Origin of the sequence: Pseudomonas sp. Leaf15 (genome assembly GCF_001421425.1) — a bacterium.
Taxonomy (GTDB): domain Bacteria; phylum Pseudomonadota; class Gammaproteobacteria; order Pseudomonadales; family Pseudomonadaceae; genus Aquipseudomonas; species Aquipseudomonas salomonii.
This window is the reverse complement of the sequence record NZ_LMKI01000001.1, coordinates 132,781-154,960: the sequence shown is the minus strand read 5'-3', so window position 1 is coordinate 154,960 and position 22,180 is coordinate 132,781. Positions and strand designations below refer to the sequence as shown.

The window sequence follows — 22,180 nt, the reverse complement described above, 5'->3', positions numbered from 1 at the left end:
GGTCTGGCTTCGATCCCTGTGGGAGCTGGCTTGCCTGCGATAGCATCACCGCGGTATCACTGCAACTACCGCGGTGCCTGTATCGCAGGCAAGCCAGCTCCCACATGGGCTCGCTCCAGCGCAAGGCCGTTGCCGAACATGATTGCAGCCCCAACCAGATCAGAGTGAGATTGGATGTGAGCAAGAGAGCCTATAACTTCTGTGCCGGTCCCGCGGCGCTTCCTGAAGCAGTCCTGCAGCGTGCGCAGGGTGAACTCCTCGACTGGCATGGAAAAGGCCTCTCCGTGATGGAAATGAGCCATCGCAGCGATGAGTTCGTGTCCATCGCCACCAAGGCCGAGCAGGATCTGCGCGACTTGCTGGGCATCCCATCCAACTACAAAGTGCTGTTCCTGCAAGGCGGCGCGAGTCAGCAGTTCGCGCAGATTCCGCTGAACCTGTTGCCCGAAGACGGCACTGCCGACTATATCGACACCGGTATCTGGGGCCAGAAGGCGATTGAAGAGGCTTCGCGCTACGGTCACGTCAACGTGGCAGGCACCGCCAAGCCTTACGACTACTTCGCCATTCCCGGTCAGAACGAGTGGAAGCTGTCCAAAGACGCGGCCTACGTGCACTACGTTGCCAACGAAACCATCGGCGGCCTGGAGTTTGACTGGGTGCCGGAAGTGGGCGACGTGCCGTTGGTGTGCGACATGTCTTCGGACATCCTGTCGCGCCCGATCGATGTGTCCAAATACGGCATGATCTACGCCGGTGCGCAGAAGAACATCGGCCCGAGCGGCATCCTGGTCAACATCATCCGCGAAGACCTGCTGGGCCGCGCGCGTTCGCTGTGCCCGACCATGCTCAACTACAAGGTCGCGGCCGATAACGGCTCGATGTACAACACCCCGCCGGCGTTTGCCTGGTACCTTTCCGGCCTGGTGTTCGAGTGGCTGAAAGAGCAGGGCGGTGTCGCCGCCATGGGCAAGCTCAACGAAGAGAAGAAGCGCACCCTGTACGACTTCATCGACGCCAGCGGCCTGTACAGCAACCCGATCAACCTCACCGACCGCTCGTGGATGAACGTACCGTTCCGCCTGGCCGATGACCGCCTGGACAAGCCATTCCTGGCCGGTGCCGACGCACGTGGCCTGCTGAACCTCAAGGGCCACCGTTCGGTCGGTGGCATGCGCGCCTCCATCTACAACGCTGTCGACATCCACGCGATCAACGCGCTGGTTGCCTACATGGCAGAGTTCGAAAAGGAACACGGCTAATGTCTGAGCAAGAACTCAAGGCCCTGCGTGTACGCATCGACAGCCTGGACGAGAAAGTCCTGGAGCTGATCAGTGAACGTGCGCGCTGCGCCCAGGAAGTCGCCCGCGTGAAGATGGCGTCCCTGGCTGAAGGCGAAGTGCCGGTGTTCTACCGGCCTGAGCGCGAAGCCCAGGTGCTCAAGCGCGTGATGGAACGCAACAAGGGCCCGCTGGGCAACGAAGAGATGGCGCGGTTGTTCCGTGAAATCATGTCGTCGTGCCTGGCGCTGGAGCAGCCGCTGAAAGTGGCGTACCTCGGCCCGGAAGGCACCTTCACCCAAGCCGCGGCCATGAAGCATTTCGGCCACGCGGTGATCAGCAAGCCGATGGCGGCCATCGACGAAGTGTTCCGCGAAGTGGCGGCCGGTGCGGTGAACTTTGGCGTGGTGCCGGTGGAAAACTCCACCGAAGGCGCGGTCAACCACACGCTGGACAGCTTCCTTGAGCACGACATGGTGATCTGCGGCGAAGTCGAACTGCGCATTCACCACCACCTGCTGGTGGGCGAGAGCACCAAGACCGACAGCATCAGCCGTATCTACTCCCACGCCCAATCCCTGGCCCAGTGCCGCAAGTGGCTGGACGCGCATTACCCGAATGTCGAGCGCGTGGCGGTGTCCAGCAACGCCGAAGCGGCCAAGCGGGTCAAGGGTGAGTGGAACTCGGCGGCTATCGCAGGTGACATGGCTGCGGGGCTGTACGGCCTGACGCGCCTGGCCGAAAAAATCGAAGACCGCCCGGATAACTCCACGCGCTTTTTGATGATCGGCAGCCAGGAAGTGCCGCCCACCGGCGACGACAAGACCTCGATCATCGTCTCCATGAGCAACAAGCCCGGCGCGCTGCATGAATTGCTGGTGCCGTTCCACGATAACGGGATTGACCTGACGCGCATCGAAACTCGCCCTTCGCGCAGCGGTAAATGGACGTATGTGTTCTTTATCGACTTCATCGGCCACCACCGCGACCCGCTGGTTAAAGGTGTGCTGGAGAAAATCAGTCAGGAAGCCGTGGCACTCAAGGTGCTGGGCTCTTACCCGAAAGCGGTTTTGTGAGGCTTTAACATGAGTGGCAACTTCCTCGCCCTGGCTCAGCCGGGCGTGCAACAACTGTCGCCTTACGTTCCAGGCAAGCCTGTGGACGAGCTGGCGCGTGAGTTGAATCTGGACCCGTCGAAGATCGTAAAGCTGGCCAGTAACGAAAACCCGCTGGGCCCAAGCCCAAAAGTGTTGGCGGCGATTCGTGAAGAATTGACTGAGCTGACCCGCTACCCGGACGGCAATGGCTTCGCCCTCAAGTCGCTGCTGGCCGAGAACTGCCGCGTTGAGCTGAACCAGGTCACCCTGGGCAACGGTTCCAACGACATTCTTGAGCTGGTCGGCCGTGCGTACCTGGCCCCAGGCCTGAATGCGGTGTTCAGTGAGCACGCGTTCGCCGTCTACCCGATCGTGACCCAGGCCGTGGGCGCTGATGCCCGCGTCATTCCTGCCAAGGATTGGGGCCATGACCTGCCGGCCATGCTGGCGGCCATCGACGCGCAAACCCGCGTGGTGTTTATCGCCAACCCGAACAACCCGACCGGCACCTGGTTCGACGCTCAGGCGCTGAACGACTTCCTGCAGGACGTGCCCGAGCACGTGCTGGTGGTGCTGGACGAGGCCTACATCGAATACGCCGAAGGCAGTGACCTGCCGGATGGCCTGGATTTCCTGGCGGCTTACCCGAACCTGCTGGTGTCGCGCACCTTCTCCAAGGCTTACGGCCTGGCGTCGCTGCGCGTGGGTTACGGCTTGTCCACTGCTGTGGTGGCCGATGTGCTCAATCGCGTGCGCCAGCCGTTCAACGTCAACAGTCTCGCCCTGGCGGCGGCGTGTGCGGCGGTCAAGGATGCCGAGTACCTGGAAGAAGGTCGTCGCATCAACGAAAGCGGCATGCAGCAGCTGCAGGATGGTTTCCGTGAGTTGGGCCTGGGCTGGATCCCTTCCAAGGGCAACTTCATTTGTGTGGACCTCGGCCAAGTCGCTGCGCCGGTGTTCCAGGGCCTGCTGCGTGAGGGCGTGATCGTGCGCCCGGTGGCCAACTATGGCATGCCGAACCACCTGCGTATCACCATTGGCTTGCCGGCTGAAAACAGTCGCTTCCTGGAGGCGTTGGCCAAGGTTCTGGCTCGTGGTTGATGTCACTGTATTGCAACCTGCTGTGCCTATGATCGGTCGCCTGGTGGTGGTCGGCCTGGGGTTGATTGGTGGTTCCTTCGCCAAGGGCCTGCGTGAAAGCGGGCTGTGCGGCGAAGTGGTCGGTGTGGACCTGGACCCGCAATCACGCAAGCTGGCGGTGGAGCTGGGTGTGGTGGATCGCTGTGAGGCCGACCTGGCGCTGGCGTGCCAGGGCGCGGATGTGATCCAGCTCGCCGTGCCGATCCTGGCGATGGAGAAGTTGCTGGCCTTGCTGGCCGACATGGACCTCGGGCAGGCGATCCTCACGGACGTCGGCAGTGCCAAAGGCAATGTGGTGCGCGCCGCCAAACTCGCGTTTGGTGGCATGCCGGCGCGTTTTGTACCGGGCCATCCGATTGCCGGTTCCGAGCAGAGCGGTGTCGAGGCATCCAATGCGCAGTTGTTCCGTCGCCACAAGGTGATTCTGACGCCGCTTGAGCAGACCGATCCGGCGGCCTTGGCGGTGGTGGATCGCCTGTGGCGCGAGTTGGGCGCGGATGTCGAGCATATGCAGGTTGAGCGCCACGACGAAGTGTTGGCGGCGACCAGCCATTTGCCGCACTTGCTGGCCTTTGGCTTGGTGGATTCTCTGGCCAAGCGCAACGAAAACCTTGAGATTTTCCGTTACGCCGCCGGCGGCTTTCGCGATTTCACGCGGATTGCCGGCAGTGACCCGGTGATGTGGCACGACATCTTCCTCGCCAATCGCGAAGCGGTGTTGCGCACCCTGGACACCTTTCGCAGCGACCTCGACGCCTTGCGCGATGCGGTTGATGCGGGTGATGGCCACCAATTATTGGGCGTGTTCACCCGTGCGCGGGTAGCGCGCGAACATTTCAGCAAGATCCTGGCGCGCCGGGCCTACATGGAAACCGCTGTGAACGCCGATGAGCAGACCTTTCTCGCCAACCCGGGCGGCCGCTTGAGCGGGCAGATCCGGGTGCCGGGCGACAAGTCGATCTCCCATCGCTCGATCATGCTGGGTTCATTGGCCGACGGCGTGACCGAAGTCGAAGGTTTCCTCGAGGGCGAAGATGCCCTGGCAACCTTGCAGGCGTTTCGTGACATGGGCGTGGTCATTGAAGGGCCGCACCACGGGCGCGTGACGATTCATGGTGTGGGTTTGCACGGTTTGCAGCCGGCACCGGGGCCGATCTACCTGGGGAATTCCGGCACGTCGATGCGCTTGCTGTCCGGGTTGCTCGCGGGGCAGCGCTTTGACAGTGTGTTGACCGGTGATGCATCGCTGTCCAAGCGCCCGATGAACCGCGTGGCCAAGCCGCTGCGAGAAATGGGTGCGGTGATCGAGACCGGGCCGGACGGGCATCCGCCGCTGACGATTCGCGGTGGCCAGGCGCTCAAGGGCCTGGACTATTCGATGCCGATGGCCAGTGCGCAGGTGAAATCCTGCCTGTTGCTGGCCGGGTTGTATGCCGAGGGCAAAACCTCGGTGACCGAGCCTGCGCCGACCCGTGACCATACCGAGCGGATGTTGCGTGGGTTTGGTTACCCGGTGGCGGTGGAGGGCGCTACAGCCTCGGTCGAACCGGGCCATGCATTGACCGCTACACAGATAGAAGTGCCGGGGGATATTTCCTCTTCGGCGTTTTTCCTGGTGGCGGCTTCGATTGCCGAGGGCTCCGAGTTGTTGCTGGAGCACGTTGGCGTCAACCCGACCCGCACCGGTGTGATCGATATCCTGCGGCTGATGGGCGCGGATATCACCCTGGAAAACCCGCGTGAAGTGGGTGGCGAACCGGTTGCCGACCTGCGCGTGCGCGCCGCTGCGCTAAAAGGCATCGAGATTCCCGAAGCCCTGGTGCCGCTGGCGATCGACGAATTCCCGGTGTTGTTCGTGGCGGCGGCCTGCGCCGAAGGGCGCACCGTGCTGCGTGGCGCCGAAGAACTGCGGGTCAAGGAGTCCGACCGCATCCAGGTCATGGCCGATGGTCTGTTGGCCCTTGGCGTGAAGTGTGAACCGACACCTGATGGGATTATCATTGACGGTGGCCCAATGGGCGGTGGCGAAGTGCAATCCCAGGGTGATCACCGCATTGCCATGGCGTTCAGCGTGGCCTCCTTGCGGGCGGCGGCGCCGATTCGTATCCGTGACTGCGCCAATGTAGCTACGTCTTTTCCGAACTTTCTTACACTGTGTGCCCATGTCGGCATCCGTGTTGCCCAAGAGGCTCAATTGTGAATATCAAAGCACCGGTGATTACCATCGACGGGCCGAGCGGCTCGGGCAAAGGCACGATCGCCGGCATTCTGGCCAAGCGCCTGGGCTGGTGCCTGCTCGATTCCGGCGCGCTGTACCGCCTGCTGGCCTTTGCCGCACGCAACCATGGCGTCGACCTGACCAACGAAGAATCCCTGAAGCTGCTGGCGGCGCACCTTGATGTGCAGTTCGTCGGCGCGACGGAAGGTCATCCGCAACGCATCATCCTCGAAGGTGATGACGTGACCGATGATCTGCGCAACGAACAAGTCGGCTCCTGGGCCTCCCAGGTTGCCGCGCTGCCGGCCGTGCGCGACGCATTGCTGCAGCGCCAGCGGGCGTTTCAGGAGCCGCCGGGCCTGGTGGCTGATGGCCGTGACATGGGCACCGTGGTGTTTCCCGAGGCGCCGCTGAAGATTTTCCTGACCGCCAGCGCCGAGGAGCGTGCTCGCCGCCGTTACTTGCAGTTGAAGGGCAAAGTCGATGGTGTTAGTCTGTCGAGTCTGCTAGATGAGATCCGTGCACGCGATGAGCGTGATACCCAGCGTGCGGTAGCCCCGCTAAAGCCGGCGGCTGACGCCATACAGCTGGATTCCACGGAGTTGTCCATCGAGCAGGTGCTGGAACGCATCTTGAGTGAAATCGCCATTCGCGATATCGCCGGGTGATCAAGAAGGCCGCAGGGGACCAGTCATAGTCCTGCGGTGGCTTCTTTTAACTGAAACTGACCCACACCGTCTGGGGTGTGGAGATGGGCGTATTCTTCGCCCTTATCAACAGGAATTAAAATGAGCGAAAGCTTTGCGGAACTCTTTGAAGAAAGCCTAAAAACCCTGAACCTTCAGGCAGGCTCCATCATCACCGGTGTTATCGTTGATATCGATTACCAAGCTCGCTGGGTAACCGTTCACGCTGGTCTGAAGTCTGAAGCTCTGATCCCGCTGGAACAGTTCTACAACGATGCTGGCGATCTGACTATCAATGTCGGTGACGAAGTTCACGTTGCTCTGGACTCGGTTGAAGACGGTTTCGGTGAAACCAAGCTGTCCCGTGAAAAAGCCAAGCGCGCTGAATGCTGGATTGTTCTCGAAGCAGCCTTCGCAGCTGAAGAAGTGGTCAAGGGCGTTATCAACGGTAAGGTTAAAGGCGGCTTCACTGTCGACGTTAACGGCATCCGTGCGTTCCTGCCAGGTTCTTTGGTCGACGTTCGTCCTGTGCGCGACACCACGCACCTGGAAGGCAAAGAACTCGAATTCAAGGTCATCAAACTCGACCAGAAGCGCAACAACGTTGTCGTTTCCCGTCGCAGCGTCCTGGAAGCAGAGAACTCCGCCGAGCGTGAAGCTCTGCTGGAATCCCTGCAGGAAGGCCAACAAGTCAAAGGTATCGTCAAGAACCTCACCGATTACGGCGCATTCGTCGATCTGGGTGGCGTCGATGGCCTGCTGCACATTACCGACATGGCTTGGAAGCGTATCAAGCATCCTTCCGAAATCGTCAACGTTGGCGACGAGATCGATGTCAAGGTTCTGAAGTACGATCGTGAGCGTAACCGCGTTTCCCTGGGCTTGAAGCAGCTGGGCGAAGATCCATGGGTTGCTATCAAGGCTCGTTACCCGGAAAGCACTCGCGTAACCGCGCGTGTTACCAACCTGACCGACTACGGCTGCTTCGCAGAGCTGGAAGAAGGCGTGGAAGGCCTGGTACACGTTTCCGAAATGGACTGGACCAACAAGAACATCCACCCTTCGAAAGTCGTACAAGTCGGCGACGAAGTGGAAGTTATGGTTCTGGACATCGACGAAGAGCGTCGTCGTATCTCCCTGGGCATCAAGCAGTGCAAATCTAACCCATGGGAAGATTTCTCTGGCCAGTTCAACAAGGGCGATAAAATCTCCGGCACCATCAAGTCGATCACCGATTTCGGTATCTTCATTGGTCTGGACGGCGGCATCGACGGCCTGGTTCACCTGTCCGACATCTCCTGGAACGAAGTGGGCGAAGAAGCTGTTCGTCGTTTCAAGAAGGGCGACGAGCTGGACACCGTTATCCTGTCGGTTGACCCAGAGCGCGAGCGCATCTCCCTAGGTATCAAGCAACTGGAAAGCGATCCGTTCTCCGAGTACGTTCAAGAGAACGACAAAGGCGCAATCGTTAAAGGCACTGTGAAAGAAGTTGACGCCAAAGGCGCCATCATCGTTCTGGCCGACGATATCGAAGCGACTCTGAAAGCCTCCGAAATCAGCCGTGACCGCGTTGAAGACGCGCGCAACGTTCTGAAAGAAGGCCAGGAAGTAGAAGCCAAGATCATCAGCGTTGACCGCAAGAGCCGCGTGATCCAACTCTCCATCAAGTCCAAGGACGAGATCGAAGAGAAAGAAGCAATCCAGAGCCTGCGCGACAAGCCAGCTACCTCTGACATCGCTTCGGGTCCGACCACTCTGGGCGACCTGCTGCGTGCACAAATGGAAAAACAGAACTAAGTTCTGTCAGACCATAGAAAAAGGGCGACTTCGGTCGCCCTTTTTTGTGCCTGAAATTCGTTGAATCAACAAGTTAGAACCAAGGCGTGCAGCCCAGTGTCAGAGCTGACTATAGTTCTTAACAAATGCAACGCCGTGTTGTTGTTTCAATAAGGATTTGAATGAACAGGCTTATCGTTTTATTCGCAGTGGTGCTGTTGGCTGGCTGCACTGCCACCAGTGCCAAAACCCACGCCAAGCGCGGCGTCAGCGGCATCGAGATCGATTGCTCGGGCCTTGGCAGCAATTGGGACAAGTGTGAGAAGCGCGCTGCCCGAGAGTGCAAGATGCAGGGCTACAAGGTCATCACCCGATCCAGTGATGCCAAGGACGAGGAGGGTGACTATCTGTTCGGCTGGAACCCTGCCGGCGCTGTCACTCGTACCATGTTGGTGATCTGTAATTGAGGGGGGTCAAGCATGAGTTCCGGGTATCCGTTGATGCTGCAGATAAGTTGGCAGGTGGGCTGTTCAAATTCACCAAGTCATGCTAAAACCTTCGAAGCGCTTTTCCTAGCTGCTTGAAAAAGAAGGGAAAAATATGACGAAGTCGGAGTTGATCGAACGAATTGTCACCCATCAAGGGCTGCTTTCATCCAAGGATGTAGAGCTGGCTATCAAGACTATGCTTGAACAGATGTCCCAGTGCCTGGCTACCGGGGACCGCATTGAGATCCGTGGTTTTGGCAGTTTCTCTCTGCACTACCGCGCACCGCGAGTAGGTCGCAACCCGAAAACCGGGCAATCCGTCAGCCTTGACGGCAAGTTTGTGCCTCACTTCAAGCCGGGCAAGGAATTGCGCGATCGAGTTAATGAGGATGAAGACGAGGTTTGATACTCGTGAGGGAGGCGGCATGAGTAGATTGAAGCGTGTTATTGCACTGCTGGTAGTGTTGGTGCTGCTGCTGTGCATCGTGGCATTTGTGCTGGAAAATCAACAGTCGGTTTCCCTTCAGTTCCTGAGTTGGGCAGCCCCGCAGTTGCCAATTTCTGTTTTCGTAGTGCTCGCTCTATTGGTCGGAATGGTTATTGGCCCACTGATGGCGTGGGTTGCCAGGGCGCGGCGCAAGACTCGGGTTTGATCCTGGCCACTGTTTCATGGGCGGCAGGGAGGGGAGGCGATCGCCGCCCCTGTGGACGTATTCAATTCGGTTCTTTCTCTCCGGCCCTGAACTTTACGGCCAGCGCTATCAGCGGCAGATAGGCCACCAGCAGTCCCAAAAAGCCATCCACCGTGCCGTTGCCCACGAGCAGCGCCACAGGTAACAGCCATCCAATGTTGATTGCCGCTACCGCCAGGGTGACTGGCGCATGTTTACCGAACCGACGAGAAGCGAACTGGTAGGCGTGGCTGCGGTGGGCCTCATAGACTTTGTCGCCTCTGAGCAGGCGGCGCAGCAAGGTCCATGTCGCGTCAGTGATAAACACACCCAGCAGGATCAGCCAGCTCCACAGTAGCTGCGGCGTGACCCAGGCCGCCTGCAGCGACAACACCCCCAGCGTGATGCCCAGGAACCCGCTGCCCGCATCGCCCATGAAGATACGGGCTTTTGGGAAGTTCCAGTACAGGAAGCCAACGACTGCAAACGCCAGTAACAACGGCGTAAACGCGATCAGCTCGTGACCTGTAAGCCAATAGAGCAGCGCACTGCCAAGGCATACGCAAATAGCCTCGACGCTGGCTATTCCATCAATTCCATCCATGAAGTTATACAAGTTCAGCAGCCATACCAGGTAGACCGCTGCCAGCACATGGCCGATCCAGCCCAAGTCGACGGCGAACCCCGCCACCACCAACGGCGGCAGGCCACCGATCCAGAACAGTGCCCATGCCGCGGCTATAAAGTGCCCTAGCAGGCGCCAACGTGCGCTGATATGACCATGGTCGTCTAAAAAGCCCAATACCGCGATGCCGGTCCCGGCGCCGAACAATGCGTACGTGAGTGGCCATGCAATCAGGCCAAGGCTGGCGGTCAGCAATAGCGCTAACAGAAAGCTGACGACGATCGAGACACCGCCGCCCCTGGGCGTAGGCACAACGTGCGAGCTGCGCGCATTCGGGATGTCGATCAGGCTTCGCGCCAGGGCGTAATGACGCAAGGCCCCGGTTAAAAGGAGTGCGGCAATCGTCACAGCCGGTAATAACCACCACATATTCATTTAGTTTGCAGTTCCAAAAAATGTTTTCCTGTTTGACTCAGTGCCTGATCAACACTGCTCGGCGGTGTCCAGCCCAGTAGTTCGCGAGTCTTGCCAATATCGACCTGCAGGGAGCCGCATAGCCTTTGAGCGAGTGCCCGGCGACCCAGCGCCGTGGCGCCGGTTTGCAGCAACCAGCTCGGCACAGGTAGCAAGCGTGCGGGCTTGTTCAGGGCCGTTCCCATTCGACGCAAAAGCGCGGTGGTCGAGAGGTCCTCGCCGTCACTGACCAGAAAGGTTTGATTGGCGGCAGCGGGGTGCTCGGTGCACGTCACAATCAAATCAACCAGGTTGTCCAGGGCTACCAGGCTGCGTCGATTGTTCACGGCGCCGAAGGGCAAGGGCAGGCCTTTATGCAACCAGCGCATCATGCTCAGGAAGTTCGCTTGAACGCCGGGTCCGTAGACCAATACCGGACGAATGATCACCACCTCCATGCCAGTTTCAGAAGCCAGTGTTCGCAGGCCTTGCTCTGCTTCCTGTTTGGAGATGCCGTAGGGGTCGGTAGGGGCTGTGGGACCGTCAGCCGTATACGGCGCGCCGGTCGCCGTGCCCTCGCCATTGACCTTGATCGAGCTGATAAATATAAAGCGTTTAACCCCGGCAGCCGCCGCCTGGCGGGCCAGGTTCAGGGTGCCTTCGACGTTGACCCGCCGGTATTCGGCAAGTGGATCGGTGGACGCGTCACTCATGACATGGACCCGGGCGGCCAGGTGGATCACCGTATCCTGGCTTTTGAGCAACACCTGCCAATCCTGATCGTCGGACAGCCCGCCGATAAGGCGCTGGTTGATGCGCGGATCGAGATCGGCCTTGAGCCCGCGTACAGCAGCGGTAATCGAGTGCTGGCGTTTAAGCAGTGGTGCGATTAACCCGCTACCGACAAAGCCGCTCGCTCCCGTCAGGAGGATTTGCATAATCAACGAGTTCCTGTGAGTGAAAGAACATCTTTCGCCATTTCGCGCATGATGCGCCCGCGTGCGAAACGCTCGACGAAGGCATGGCGCGGGCGCGTCATAATATTGAGCGTCTCGAAGGACTGGATCCCTGCGGCAGCGTCACACGGTGCAAACACGGCAGCGTTTTCAATATGTTCAGAGACAAAACCGGCTGCGTAACCCGAGATGCCCGCCCAGATCGGTTTGCCCAGTGCCGCGTATTCAAACACTTTCGATGGCAAGACCTTGCGGAAGGCGTCGTGGTCGTTCAAATGCAGGAAAAGCACATCCGCCGACTGATAAGCCTCGATCAACTGTTCGCGCTTGACCGGTTTCAAGAGTTCAACGTTAGTACAGGCGTGAGTGACAAGGGCTTGTTTTAACAGCCCGATCCGGCCTCCGTCGCCGATCACTCGGAATCGCACCTTCCCTTCAAGCTGTTTGGCCAGTTGGGGGATAATGTTGTGCAGCCCCTGGCCTTCACCGATATTTCCCGCATAGACAATGTCCAGAATCGGGTTGGGCACCTTTTCTTCAGCCACCGGTTGCGCATCCAGGAATTCGCCATCGATGCCATTCGTATAGGTGGAGTAGCGTTGATCGGGATAGCGTGATTTGAAGTAAGGAAGAAAACCTTCAGAGACCAGGTTGACCTTTTGCGCCGAATGAATGGTAAAGTGTTCAACCAGCGATAATAAGGGTTTAAGCAACCAGACTTTTTCTTTGGCCAGCACATCCTTGATCGTGTCGACAAAGATATCGCGTATGTCCAGGTAGAGCGGCGTTCGTTTTGTGCGTGCGATCACCGCTCCCAGCGTGGCGGTCATCAGGCGTGAAGAAGTCGCATAGATAAGATCGTAGTCCTGGTTTCGCACAATCTTGCGTGCAGCGTTGGCATACACCAGAAACGCTCTTGCTTGATCGACCATCCCGCTCTTGTGGCCAGGCAGGGCCACTCGGCGGATGGTGAGCCGTGGGTGCGTCTCCAGTTCCGGGGCTTGACTGCTGAAGGAGCTGTAGCGATTCGGCAGGGTTGTGATCAACTCGATATGGGCGTCTGCGGGCAGTTGTTCCAGAAGTGCATCCACCAGTGCCGTCGTGCGGAATGAACCGGCTGACAGATCAGGCTGGTAGTAAAAGCTCAAAATCAAAAGTTTCACGTAAGCCTCACCAGGTTATGCGGGTGGTCAGTTTGTCTGTCGACATTTCAGCGACGATGCACTGATTGGGAACAGACTTGCCGAATTCCGGATGCCATGTGGAAGACACCACATTGATCCGGGTTGCGCCCTCTAGTGTCGCGACAGCGACCTGACCGCCGGGCAGGGTGATCGTTACCTTGTTGCCTTGTTGAGTGGTGCGGATATCCGGGTGTAAAAATAGCCTTGAGACAGCTTGATCGAATGTGCCGGATACGCAATCGATCACCTGTAATTCACCGGCCATCGCAACCCACTCGCGAACGTGCAGGTTTTTCCCCGGTAGGCGCAGGTAGCCGTCATGGCTGCCACTGACACGCACGGTATCGACTGTTTGTTCCAGCTCACCCACGGTGGTGCGTGCGCGTCGTGCGACCCTGAATCCGGCCCAGACTTCAGATGAGTTTTCACCGTTCACTTCTATTGTGTTGTGCGCTGCCGTGCTGCGTTGCCGTTGACGCTCTGCGCCTTCGCCGTATTGAGAAGTTCCAGAGTTGACGAACACGCGCTGTCCAAACAGGCTGAGTTCGAAGCTCAGGGTGTCCGCATGGGTGTGACCTGGCTGGTAATCAGGCGCAACCTGCGCCAGGTTCAACAGCGCTTTGCACCGATCGCCAAAATCGATCGCCACGTAGCCACTTTCAGCCTGGTGTACAGCTGCAAGCGTAGCGGTGGACGTGTCATTGCGTGCACGGCACCCCAATTCAAACGCGTACGCCTCTATATCCAGCAGCGTGGGGGCAATGCCGAATGCCGAGTCATTGAAGAACGGAATGCCACCATCCGGGTGCTGGAGGCTGCGTAACCAGACCAGGCCTTGCTCAATCTGCTGCTTCCAACGGTTTTTGCGAGTGTTAAGTTCCGGCAGTTCGGAGTGAGTGGCCAAGTTCAGCAGGTCGCAGATGTCCCAAAGAAGATACGCGTGGTACATGGGTGAAAGTTCGAAGTGCGCACCGTCAGCAAGAAACTGTTCCTCGATTTCCTCATCAAGGATCTTCAACCCCTTGGACAGCCAGCTGTCTGCCCGATCGCCGTTCAGAAAGCTCCCGGCAAACACCAGTGCCTTGCCATTCACGAACAAATGGTTGGCGAGAATGTGATATTCGATCTGTTCGGACAGCGCGTGGGCCTGTGTAGCCAAACTGTCCAGCCAGTGCGGTTCCAGGGTCGGTTGTTGTTGCAGCCACTTGATCAGATTTACGATGCGCAAAGAGAGCGTATAGGGTTCCCAGCCGCATCCGTGAAAGGGGGCGTTGTTTGTGATCCAACTGTTGACCAGGCGCGTGTCGAAGTCTCTTCGCTCCTCGCCTGAAGCTGCCAGATGATCCAGATAATGCAGGTTGTACTGCCAAATTTTCGGCCGTGTCTGATCGTGCCAATCAATCGGCGCTGTCAGCCCCATGAATTCAAACTGCTCATCGGCACCGAAGCGTGAGGCACACCAATGAGGAGCCTTCGCCAGGTTAATTCCAGGGCGCCGGGTAAAGCCTTGCGCCGAAAAAGGCCGGACTTTAGCGAAGCGATAGTAAAGACGGTAAACGATCTGCTTCAATCGCAGCATTTTAACGGTGTGGTAGAGCTTGATTATTCGTTGCATCAACGTCCTGCTTAGGTCAATCACTTGAAAGTTAAAGTAGTGAGTACTGCCTGACGCCCGTTAAGGGAAATTGATTTTCAGCCAACGCTCGAAGTACACCATCTGCCAGAGCTTGTAGGTGTTGTTTGCGCTGCCTGAAAAATGATTGTTCACTAACTTTTGCACTTCCTCTCGGGCTACGTAGGCGTAGATGCGCTCGAACTCGGTGAGCAGGCGTTGTTGGCCTATGCGTTGAATAATGCCATCCAGAGGTGGGTTGAAGCCTGTTTTGGGGCGATCAACCAATGAGGCGGGAAGCAGACTTTTCAGCAGCGTCTTGAGTGGGGCCTTTGGCGCTCCGCCTTTAAGCAAATCCGCACTTGAGGTTGCAAGACCGCTGGCCACCACGCGCTCGTCCAGCAAGGGGACGCGCAGTTCGATGCTGGCCAGCATACTGGCCTTGTCCGAGACACTCAGGTTATGGCTCAAGAAGCCTGTCTGGTCAAAATGCTGTGCACATTTGACTTTGTCCTCAACGGCGCCGGTGTACTGATCCATTACGCCGGACAGGCGTTGCTTGTAGTGTCGTTCAAGCTCGCTGTAATCACGAAAAAAGCCCTGCAACTCTTGGCGGGAGAAGTACCCCAGCATGCGCGAATACGCCAGGGGCCAATAGCTTTCCTGAGCGTAGGACACCAACCGTTCAAACTTTTTGTCGAGCCGCTTTGGAAATAACTTGAGCTTTAGCAGTGCACTTAATACGGGATACAGCCACCTGATGAGTGTGTGATGCTTGAGGACTGTGTAGCGTGGGTAACCTGCAAACGCCTCATCTCCGCCCATGCCACCGAGCATGACGGTATATCCACTTTTCCTGGCTTCGGTGGACAAGCGGTAGGTTGCCCAGAACGTATAGTCGGATACCAGTTCTTCGGTGTTGGCAGCCACGAAGTCGATGGACTCGAACGGGTCTGTATTTGAGTCGAGAATCTCGGTGACCACCAGCTTTTTGCCAAGGTGTTCGGCGATCCTGGCGGAAAACTTCGTATCGACAGTGGAGTCGTCCGTTGCGTCGTACTGTGCGAAAAATAAATCAGCATCACCGGTGAAACTTGCCAGGATGCTGGAGTCTGCGCCACCACTGAAAAATACCCCGACCGGTACGTCTGCTTCCAATTGGCGCGTCACGGCAGAGCGCACATCCTGCTCGAGGCTTTGCTCGGTCTTGAAGTTCATCGCGCTCTGGTAACGCTGGGTTGTCAGCTTGCCGGTTGCCAGGTCGAACGCCAAGTAAGTGCCGGGCATCAGTTTCTTGATGGATGTGTAGCCAGTGTTGGGTTCGTAGAGAAAGCCGTTGTTGAAAAACTCAAAGACATCATCCGCATCGATGTCGGTGTTTACCTGCGAGAAACATTTGAGGCCGCGGATTTCTGAGCAGGCGTAGAAACCGTCGGTGCCGGTATAGCAATACACCGGCTTGATGCCCACGACGTCCCTGACCAGAAACGTTTTTTTGCGCGGTTCATCCAATATGACAAATGTGAACATGCCTTCAAGCCGTGCAAAGGCCTGCTCTTGATGTTCTACGTACAATTGCAGGATAACTTCGGTATCGGAGGTGCCTTTGAAGGTATAGCCTTTTTCGATCAGTTGCCGGCGCAACTCGTGATGGTTAAACACCTCGCCATTGAACACGATGCTTACACCATGATTGTCGGCAAACATCGGCTGGCTGCCAGTCGGTGACAAATCCAGAATGCTCAGCCTGTTGTGTCCCAGGCCTACCTGATAGCCCGCGACACTGGCGAAATAGGTGCCGGATGCATCCGGGCCACGGTGCCGTGTAACCGCCAGGCTTTTTTCCATCTGGGCCTGGGTCTCGGGTACGCCGTCTTTGACTGCAAAAAAGCTGAGGCCACACATTATACCGACGTCTCCCTGGTGTCTTTGACGACCGTGACCGGCCGGGTGTTGGAGAGTGACGCTGGATGCCCGTCAGGCAAGGCGGTACCCATGATTTGATTTGAATGTTTGTGCGCCAGCATTACGCCCCAAGCTGCTGCGAGCAGTAAGTTGAAGGAAATCAGGCGAAACACCGCGAAGAACAACCCGTAGATCGCCAGCGTTATGACCGCCGTGCGAATCACGGTGAGGTGAACGGGATCGCACTTCAGAGAGGTCAACCGATAGACGACAGGAGCGCCGAGGACAGTGATGTACATCAGCAGCCCCAGGATGCCGCCGACCATCAGCATGTACAGTGGCCAGTTATGGATATAGCCAACTGACTCCGTGAATGAATCACCGCCGGGTCTCTCCCAGCGCATCTCGTGTTTGATCCCGATACCATTGCCCAGCACGGGGTGGTCCTGAAACATGCGCCAGGCGATTTTATATTCCTGTACCCGGGAAGAGACGTTGAAGTCCTGCTTCTCGTTGGCAGCGGGCTTGGACTCCGAGACTACAGGCGCCGCAGCGTCAGGTTGCGTGTGTTTCTCTCCCATGGACGCAATGGAAGAGGTTGCGATAGGCAGTGCAGTATTCGCCAGGGAGTTCATGCGCCCCAGCCATACGTCTTGCATGCCGGTGGCAAAAATAAACACAAGGCTAAACAGCGCTTGAACGACAATGCCGGATACTACTTTCAGCCGTAAATGCTTGTGCGCGAAAAAGGTATAGAGCGCGAACAAGCCAATAACGAGAAGCGCACTGATCAGCATGCTTCGTGTGAATGTAATCAGCACCGCGGCCGCGCAAAGCAACGATATCAGGCCACTGATCCATGCAACCCTTCGGTCAGGCGTCAACGTGCCGACGACATACCCGAGCACCATGCCCAGCGGCAGGATCGCGTCTGTTGCTTGCGCCAGCACCATGGTAATGCGATCACGCATGGGGCCCTGTGCGTTAACGTTGCGCAGCGCTTCTTCATAAGGGATTTTTACCATCTCCCCGTTGACCTGAAGGGTCCAGTACGGCTGCCACAAGCCGTGATGGAAGTAATAGACAACGATGTAGCCTGCGGTCAGTAAAATCAGGGTTCCCACCGAAGCGCCGAGCCAACGAACGTTGTTTTCTTCGCGGCCTACCAGTGCGCAGATCGGGATCAGTGCGTAGATAAACAGAAAGGGCACCACCCCTCTGATCCAATCAGCCATCGGAACAGGGTGGTACATCGCTACAACCAGGTTCAGCACCAGAAACCCCAGGCCTATTAGCAATGGGGCGGCGAACAGGCGCAGGACCGATGTAAAACCCAGAGTACGGAGCAGTTTGATCAACGCGCTGAGAAATACCGCCATCAGCAGGGCAGCAAACGCTATTTCCTGGGCGCCCAACGAAGTAGGCGCGGGGTGAAGAGCAAAGGCCATTGGGAACAGCGCCAATAAACCCAGCCAAGGCGACAGGATGGCGATCAATACCAGTAAAGCGCTGCCGATAATGGCCGTGTAGAAAAGCACGCCAGGATCCAGCATAAATAAAATGGCAATGAGCGCTGCTGCCGTGATCGCCATAGAATTTTTTACGCAGTCAGGTTGACTCATTGCGGCACTCCATTGTTCAAGGGCGTATGGCTTTATAGTCGCTGGCTGTTTGTCCAATCACCTTTGCAGGTATTCCCACAACGATTGAATTATCAGGCACGTCTTTCAATACGACCGCCGAAGCGCCAATTTGACAGTTGTTTCCGATGACGATGTCGCCAATGATCTTTGCCCCGGCCCCTATGTAGCAGTTGTCACCGATGACGGGGCAGCGATTGATCTCGCTGGTGACATAACCCTCTGCGGCGCCGATGGTGATGCCCTGGCCCAGCACGCAGCCGTCGCCAACCTTGGCATTCGCGTGCAGTACGACGCCGATCGCGCCATAGGCGAATATCGTGCCCCTTCCGATCGTCGCGGTGATTGGAATGTAAGAGTTGAACAGTAGGAAAATCACATTTCGAACAAGGCCTGGTAATAACGGCACTCGATGCCGGTGCAGCCAGTTTCCAACTCGATAAAGTTTTACTGCGTTCACGGTTAAAACCTCAGCGTGCGAAGATCGGCGGGTCGAAGCTGGAGTACGCCCACTGCGATGATCATGAGTGAGCACATATACAGCACGGCCCAGACCAAGCTTATGTGTGTCAAAAAGATAGCCAGGGGTGAAAGTAACGCGACCCAAAAAACCACCGGCAAGCGAATGCCTGGGCGGCAGCTTATGTGCAGGAACAGCAAGTAGGCCGAGAACCCGATAGCGTAGAACAACTGCGCCTGGTTCAAGTCTTTGACAAACACAATCATGCTCGTAATGGCCAGTGGGGCAATGACAAGGTTTGCCACGATGACTTTGCGGTGCAGGCCGGAGGCGACCAGATAGCGCTCTGTCACCACTGCCCAGTACAGCACTGGCAGGCAGGGCAGCATCACCAGATAGTTCGAGTATTGAGGGAACAGCCAAACCGCCGCGTACCCCGACAAGCCCACCAACGCGAAGTAGAAAATCGCGACTGACGTGATGATTCTATAGTGCGCTTGACGTTGCCCGCCCGAGACGAAGGCGACAAAGACTGCCCTGACGTTGATGGGGAACAGGCTGGTGGCGGATTGAATGATCGAGACGATGACCCTGAACAATCCAAGGTCGCGCACGGGCAGGCTCTTGGAAAGAATGAAGGGCAGGATGTTGGTGAACAGGTTGAACACCAGGGTGATGGATATCATTCTGGGTAATAACAACAGCACACCTTGGCAGGTCTGCAACAGCTGTTTGCCGACCGGCAGTTTCGCACCTTTGAAAAACAGCACCGCTACGGCAAATACGCACGGAATCAAATTGGTCAGAATCAGTATGTCGACGATAGTCAGCGGCACTATCTGTTGGTAGCTGATAAACAGGAGCGTGAAAAACACGCCAAGAAATAGCACCAGGTAGGCCACAATCCAGCGCTGCAGGCGCAGCCCGAACAGCGATAACAGGCAAGCCGAGCTCAAGAGCATCACCCCAAGCAGGAGGGGGTTGCCGATGTGGTCAAACAGGTTCACAGCGCTGAACAGTACAAAAATCAGGACGGCCATAAATAATGAAGTCACCAGAATGTACTCGGCCTCCACGGTGGCAATCAGTTGCTCATTGACGATATCCAAGAGTTTTTGAAATAAAAATACCAGCACGTTGGCCTTGATGAATGCGCCGTACGCTTCCAGGCCGTAAAGTCCGGGAATCACAAAGTTAACAACCAGGCCACTTATCAGTGTCAGCACCTGGATCAATAGGTTGACCATGCCAGAACCTCTTGAACCTCATCATGACAAATGCAATGGCATGATCATTTAACAAACATGCCCATCGCGGTGCTCGGAAACCGACGCAATACTAACGGCTTGCGTCGATTTCCAGGCGGGATTCATCAGGCTTTTATCAAGCCCACACACCGCGTGTGTCGATGACTTTGAGCGAGGACAGGCGTGAGCCCGGGATCTTCTTGAATGCGCTGTGATCGACCAGCAGAACAATCACCTGCGCAGATGACAGCGCCTGATCGATTCCGCTCAGTGTTGCAATACCTTCAAGGCGAGCCGGTAAGTGCGCGATGTTCGGTTCAACCGTCAGCACAGTACCGGGATGGGACTGGGCAATGTGCGCGGTGATCTCCACAGATGGACTCTCACGCAAGTCGTCGATGTCCGGCTTGAAGGCCAGCCCGAGGCAGGCAACCGTGACGTCCTTGGCCGTTTTCGACGGGTGTTCCTGCAGGAATTGACCGATGGCCAGTTGAACCTGCTCCAATACCCACTTTGGCTTGCTGTCATTGACTTCCCTCGCGGTGCGGATCAGGCGCGCCCGGGCGGGTGTTTTGCTGACAATGAACCAGGGGTCGACAGCGATGCAGTGGCCGCCCACACCGGGGCCAGGTTGCAGGATATTTACGCGAGGGTGGTGATTCGCAAGGCGGATCAGCTCCCATACGTTGATGTTGAGTTCGTCGCAAATCATCGACAGTTCATTGGCAAACGCGATATTCACGTCGCGAAAGCTGTTTTCTGTGAGTTTGCACATTTCGGCAGTGCGCGCGTCGGTGATGATGCATTCACCCTCAACGAAGGTTTTATACAGAGACCGCGCAGCCTCTGAACATTTGCTGGTAAGCCCGCCGATGATGCGATCGTTTTCAATCAGCTCGCGCAGTACATGACCCGGCAGCACACGCTCCGGGCAATGCGCTATGCGGATGTCGGACTCCGCGCCATGGGTTTGCGGGAAGGTCAGGTCCGGACGGGCTTCGGCCAGCCATGCGGATATTTGCTCGGTAGCGCCGACTGGAGAGGTTGATTCCAGTACGACCAAATCACCTTTTTTCAGGACGGGGGCAATGGCTCGGCTGGCTGATTCGATATAGGAAAGATCGGGTTCGTGATCGCCCTTGAAGGGAGTCGGGACGGCAATCAGGAAGGCGTCGGCCGGCTCTGCGGTTACAGTTGCTCGCAAATAGCCTTCGGTGACGGCGGCGCGTACGACGATGTCCAGATCCGGTTCGATAATATGGATGTCGCCGCGGTTGATGGTTGCAACTGTGTTCGGGTTTACGTCGACGCCGATGACTTTTTTCTTGCGTGCAGCGAAAACGGCTGCCGTTGGAAGCCCTATATAGCCGAGGCCGACTACAGAAACAGTTTCAAAGCTCATGAATTGGCCTTTTTAATTCGTGAAAGTGCGTCGAGAATTCGTGCGGATGCTTTTCCGTCACCATAGGGGTTATGAGCGAAGCTCATCTGGCCGTAGGCTTCAACATCCGTCAGCAGGACTCTCAAGTTAGAGGTAATGGCCTCAATTTCGGTGCCGACAAGTTTTACTGTGCCTGCGTCGACCGCCTCTGGACGCTCAGTGGTGTCACGCATCACCAGCACAGGTTTGCCTAAAGACGGGGCTTCTTCCTGAATGCCACCTGAATCACTCAAAATCAGATAAGACCGATCCATCAAATATACGAAGGGCAGATAATCCAGGGGTTCGATCAGGTGGATATTCTGGATGTCGCTGAGCAGTCGATTGACTGGCTCGCGTACATTCGGATTCAGGTGAACGGGGTACACAATCTCGACATCGGGGAACTCCCTGGCGATATTGATCAAGGCCTGGCAGATATTCTCGAAGCCGCCGCCGAAACTCTCGCGGCGATGCCCCGTGACCAAAATCACGCGTCGGCAATCACCCAGGAATGAGAACTGCTGGTGAAATTGCTGTTGCAGGGCCGGACGGGTCTTGATTCGGCCCACCACATCCAGCAATGCGTCAATGACAGTGTTGCCGGTCACATGGACGCTTTGGCTTGCGACCCCCTCTCTCAGCAGATTCTGCCTGGACGTTTCAGTCGGCGCGAAGTGCAATGCCGCAAGAGCGCCAGTCAGCTTGCGGTTTGCCTCTTCAGGCCACGGAGAATAGAGATTTCCGGTGCGCAGGCCGGCTTCGACGTGAGCCACGGGAATTTGGTGATAGTAAGCGGCCAATGTGGTGGCGAACGTCGTCGCTGTGTCGCCATGGACCAGGACGATATCCGGTTTGAATGTTGCGAAGACAGTTTTCATTCCCTGCAAGATGGCACTCGTGACATCGGTCAGATCCTGGCCGGACTTCATGATGTTCAAATCGAAATCAGGCTTGATTTCAAAGAGATTGAGCACCTGGTCGAGCATTTCTCGGTGCTGTCCAGTCACGCAAACCTTGGCATTGAAGCGCTCATCGGCTGCAAGGCTCAACGCCAATGGAGCCATTTTGATTGCTTCAGGTCGTGTGCCGAATACACACAGGGTTCTTAAAGTCATCGCAACACCGCTACTTAAAGTAAAAATCAATGCACGCTTACGTCATAATCCGCGGATTAGGGTGCCGTCAGTTGTGATACGTTTTTGCACACGCTATGCCAGGGCACAGGGCCGCGGGACAGCACAATCAGATAGTGGAAACATGACATCTGATAGTAGTGCATGCGTTATTTTCTGGAATTCCACTCGCAGGCAGTTGCATGC

Annotated in this window: 19 protein-coding genes; 9 read left to right on the top strand and 10 right to left on the bottom strand. The window is 57.0% G+C overall.

Annotation, left to right across the window (positions count from 1 at the left end):
- Nucleotides 1-176: 176 nt before the first annotated feature.
- The 9 genes from serC to ASE80_RS00740 all read left to right on the top strand — a co-directional run bounded on the left by serC (nucleotide 177) and on the right by ASE80_RS00740 (nucleotide 9,338).
- Nucleotides 177-1,262 (top strand): 3-phosphoserine/phosphohydroxythreonine transaminase, encoded by a 1,086-nt coding sequence (serC, locus tag ASE80_RS00780; protein ID WP_056857640.1) that lies wholly within the window; start codon nucleotides 177-179, stop codon nucleotides 1,260-1,262.
- A complete protein-coding gene (gene pheA, locus ASE80_RS00775) occupies nucleotides 1,262-2,356 on the top strand; it encodes a prephenate dehydratase (RefSeq protein WP_053132458.1) in 1,095 nt (364 codons plus the stop codon). The genes serC and pheA overlap by 1 nt, the downstream gene beginning before the upstream one ends.
- A 9-nt stretch (nucleotides 2,357-2,365) precedes the next feature.
- The gene (gene hisC, locus ASE80_RS00770) at nucleotides 2,366-3,478 is read left to right on the top strand and encodes a histidinol-phosphate transaminase (protein ID WP_056857228.1); all 1,113 of its coding nucleotides are present in this window, start codon (nucleotides 2,366-2,368) and stop codon (nucleotides 3,476-3,478) included.
- 28 nt (nucleotides 3,479-3,506) lie between these two features.
- Nucleotides 3,507-5,717 carry a bifunctional prephenate dehydrogenase/3-phosphoshikimate 1-carboxyvinyltransferase gene (locus tag ASE80_RS00765; RefSeq protein ID WP_056857639.1) on the top strand — a complete coding sequence of 737 codons (2,211 nt, stop codon included), beginning with the start codon at nucleotides 3,507-3,509 and terminating at the stop codon, nucleotides 5,715-5,717.
- The gene (gene cmk / locus ASE80_RS00760; protein ID WP_003172653.1) at nucleotides 5,714-6,403 is read left to right on the top strand and encodes a (d)CMP kinase; all 690 of its coding nucleotides are present in this window, start codon (nucleotides 5,714-5,716) and stop codon (nucleotides 6,401-6,403) included. The genes ASE80_RS00765 and cmk overlap by 4 nt, the downstream gene beginning before the upstream one ends.
- A 120-nt stretch (nucleotides 6,404-6,523) precedes the next feature.
- Nucleotides 6,524-8,218 (top strand): 30S ribosomal protein S1, encoded by a 1,695-nt coding sequence (gene rpsA, locus ASE80_RS00755; protein ID WP_017136102.1) that lies wholly within the window; start codon nucleotides 6,524-6,526, stop codon nucleotides 8,216-8,218.
- A 161-nt stretch (nucleotides 8,219-8,379) separates the two neighbouring features.
- Complete coding sequence (locus ASE80_RS00750) at nucleotides 8,380-8,664, top strand: hypothetical protein (protein WP_017136101.1); 285 nt, start codon at nucleotides 8,380-8,382, stop codon at nucleotides 8,662-8,664.
- Between the two features lie 133 nt (nucleotides 8,665-8,797).
- Nucleotides 8,798-9,091: an integration host factor subunit beta gene (gene ihfB, locus ASE80_RS00745; RefSeq protein WP_003172657.1), complete on the top strand. Its 294-nt coding sequence runs from the start codon at nucleotides 8,798-8,800 to the stop codon at nucleotides 9,089-9,091.
- A 19-nt stretch (nucleotides 9,092-9,110) separates the two neighbouring features.
- Nucleotides 9,111-9,338 carry a LapA family protein gene (locus tag ASE80_RS00740; protein WP_056857638.1) on the top strand — a complete coding sequence of 76 codons (228 nt, stop codon included), beginning with the start codon at nucleotides 9,111-9,113 and terminating at the stop codon, nucleotides 9,336-9,338.
- Between the two features lie 61 nt (nucleotides 9,339-9,399).
- On the opposite strand, the gene ASE80_RS00735 is transcribed toward ASE80_RS00740, so the two are convergent.
- The 10 genes from ASE80_RS00735 to wecB all read right to left on the bottom strand — a co-directional run bounded on the left by ASE80_RS00735 (nucleotide 9,400) and on the right by wecB (nucleotide 21,976).
- The gene (locus ASE80_RS00735; protein WP_056857227.1) at nucleotides 9,400-10,416 is read right to left on the bottom strand and encodes an MraY family glycosyltransferase; all 1,017 of its coding nucleotides are present in this window, start codon (nucleotides 10,414-10,416) and stop codon (nucleotides 9,400-9,402) included.
- Nucleotides 10,413-11,372 carry a UDP-glucose 4-epimerase family protein gene (locus ASE80_RS00730; RefSeq protein ID WP_056857226.1) on the bottom strand — a complete coding sequence of 320 codons (960 nt, stop codon included), beginning with the start codon at nucleotides 11,370-11,372 and terminating at the stop codon, nucleotides 10,413-10,415. The genes ASE80_RS00735 and ASE80_RS00730 overlap by 4 nt, the downstream gene beginning before the upstream one ends.
- A gap of 2 nt (nucleotides 11,373-11,374) precedes the next feature.
- On the bottom strand, nucleotides 11,375-12,553 hold the full coding sequence (locus ASE80_RS00725) for a glycosyltransferase family 4 protein (protein ID WP_056857225.1): 1,179 nt from the start codon (nucleotides 12,551-12,553) through the stop codon (nucleotides 11,375-11,377).
- A 7-nt stretch (nucleotides 12,554-12,560) separates the two neighbouring features.
- Nucleotides 12,561-14,189 (bottom strand): heparinase II/III family protein, encoded by a 1,629-nt coding sequence (locus ASE80_RS00720; RefSeq protein WP_056857224.1) that lies wholly within the window; start codon nucleotides 14,187-14,189, stop codon nucleotides 12,561-12,563.
- 60 nt (nucleotides 14,190-14,249) lie between these two features.
- The gene (gene asnB / locus ASE80_RS00715) at nucleotides 14,250-16,091 is read right to left on the bottom strand and encodes an asparagine synthase (glutamine-hydrolyzing) (protein WP_056857223.1); all 1,842 of its coding nucleotides are present in this window, start codon (nucleotides 16,089-16,091) and stop codon (nucleotides 14,250-14,252) included.
- Complete coding sequence (locus tag ASE80_RS00710; RefSeq protein ID WP_056857222.1) at nucleotides 16,091-17,713, bottom strand: O-antigen ligase family protein; 1,623 nt, start codon at nucleotides 17,711-17,713, stop codon at nucleotides 16,091-16,093. The genes asnB and ASE80_RS00710 overlap by 1 nt, the downstream gene beginning before the upstream one ends.
- Before the next feature lie 16 nt (nucleotides 17,714-17,729).
- Nucleotides 17,730-18,191 carry a serine O-acetyltransferase gene (locus tag ASE80_RS00705; protein WP_056857221.1) on the bottom strand — a complete coding sequence of 154 codons (462 nt, stop codon included), beginning with the start codon at nucleotides 18,189-18,191 and terminating at the stop codon, nucleotides 17,730-17,732.
- Between the two features lie 2 nt (nucleotides 18,192-18,193).
- Nucleotides 18,194-19,438: a hypothetical protein gene (locus tag ASE80_RS00700; protein WP_056857220.1), complete on the bottom strand. Its 1,245-nt coding sequence runs from the start codon at nucleotides 19,436-19,438 to the stop codon at nucleotides 18,194-18,196.
- A gap of 136 nt (nucleotides 19,439-19,574) precedes the next feature.
- A complete protein-coding gene (gene wecC / locus ASE80_RS00695; RefSeq protein ID WP_056857219.1) occupies nucleotides 19,575-20,840 on the bottom strand; it encodes a UDP-N-acetyl-D-mannosamine dehydrogenase in 1,266 nt (421 codons plus the stop codon).
- Nucleotides 20,837-21,976, bottom strand: coding sequence for a non-hydrolyzing UDP-N-acetylglucosamine 2-epimerase (wecB, locus tag ASE80_RS00690; protein WP_056857218.1), 1,140 nt, complete (start codon nucleotides 21,974-21,976; stop codon nucleotides 20,837-20,839). Before wecB ends, wecC begins: the two co-directional genes overlap by 4 nt.
- Nucleotides 21,977-22,180: the final 204 nt, after the last annotated feature.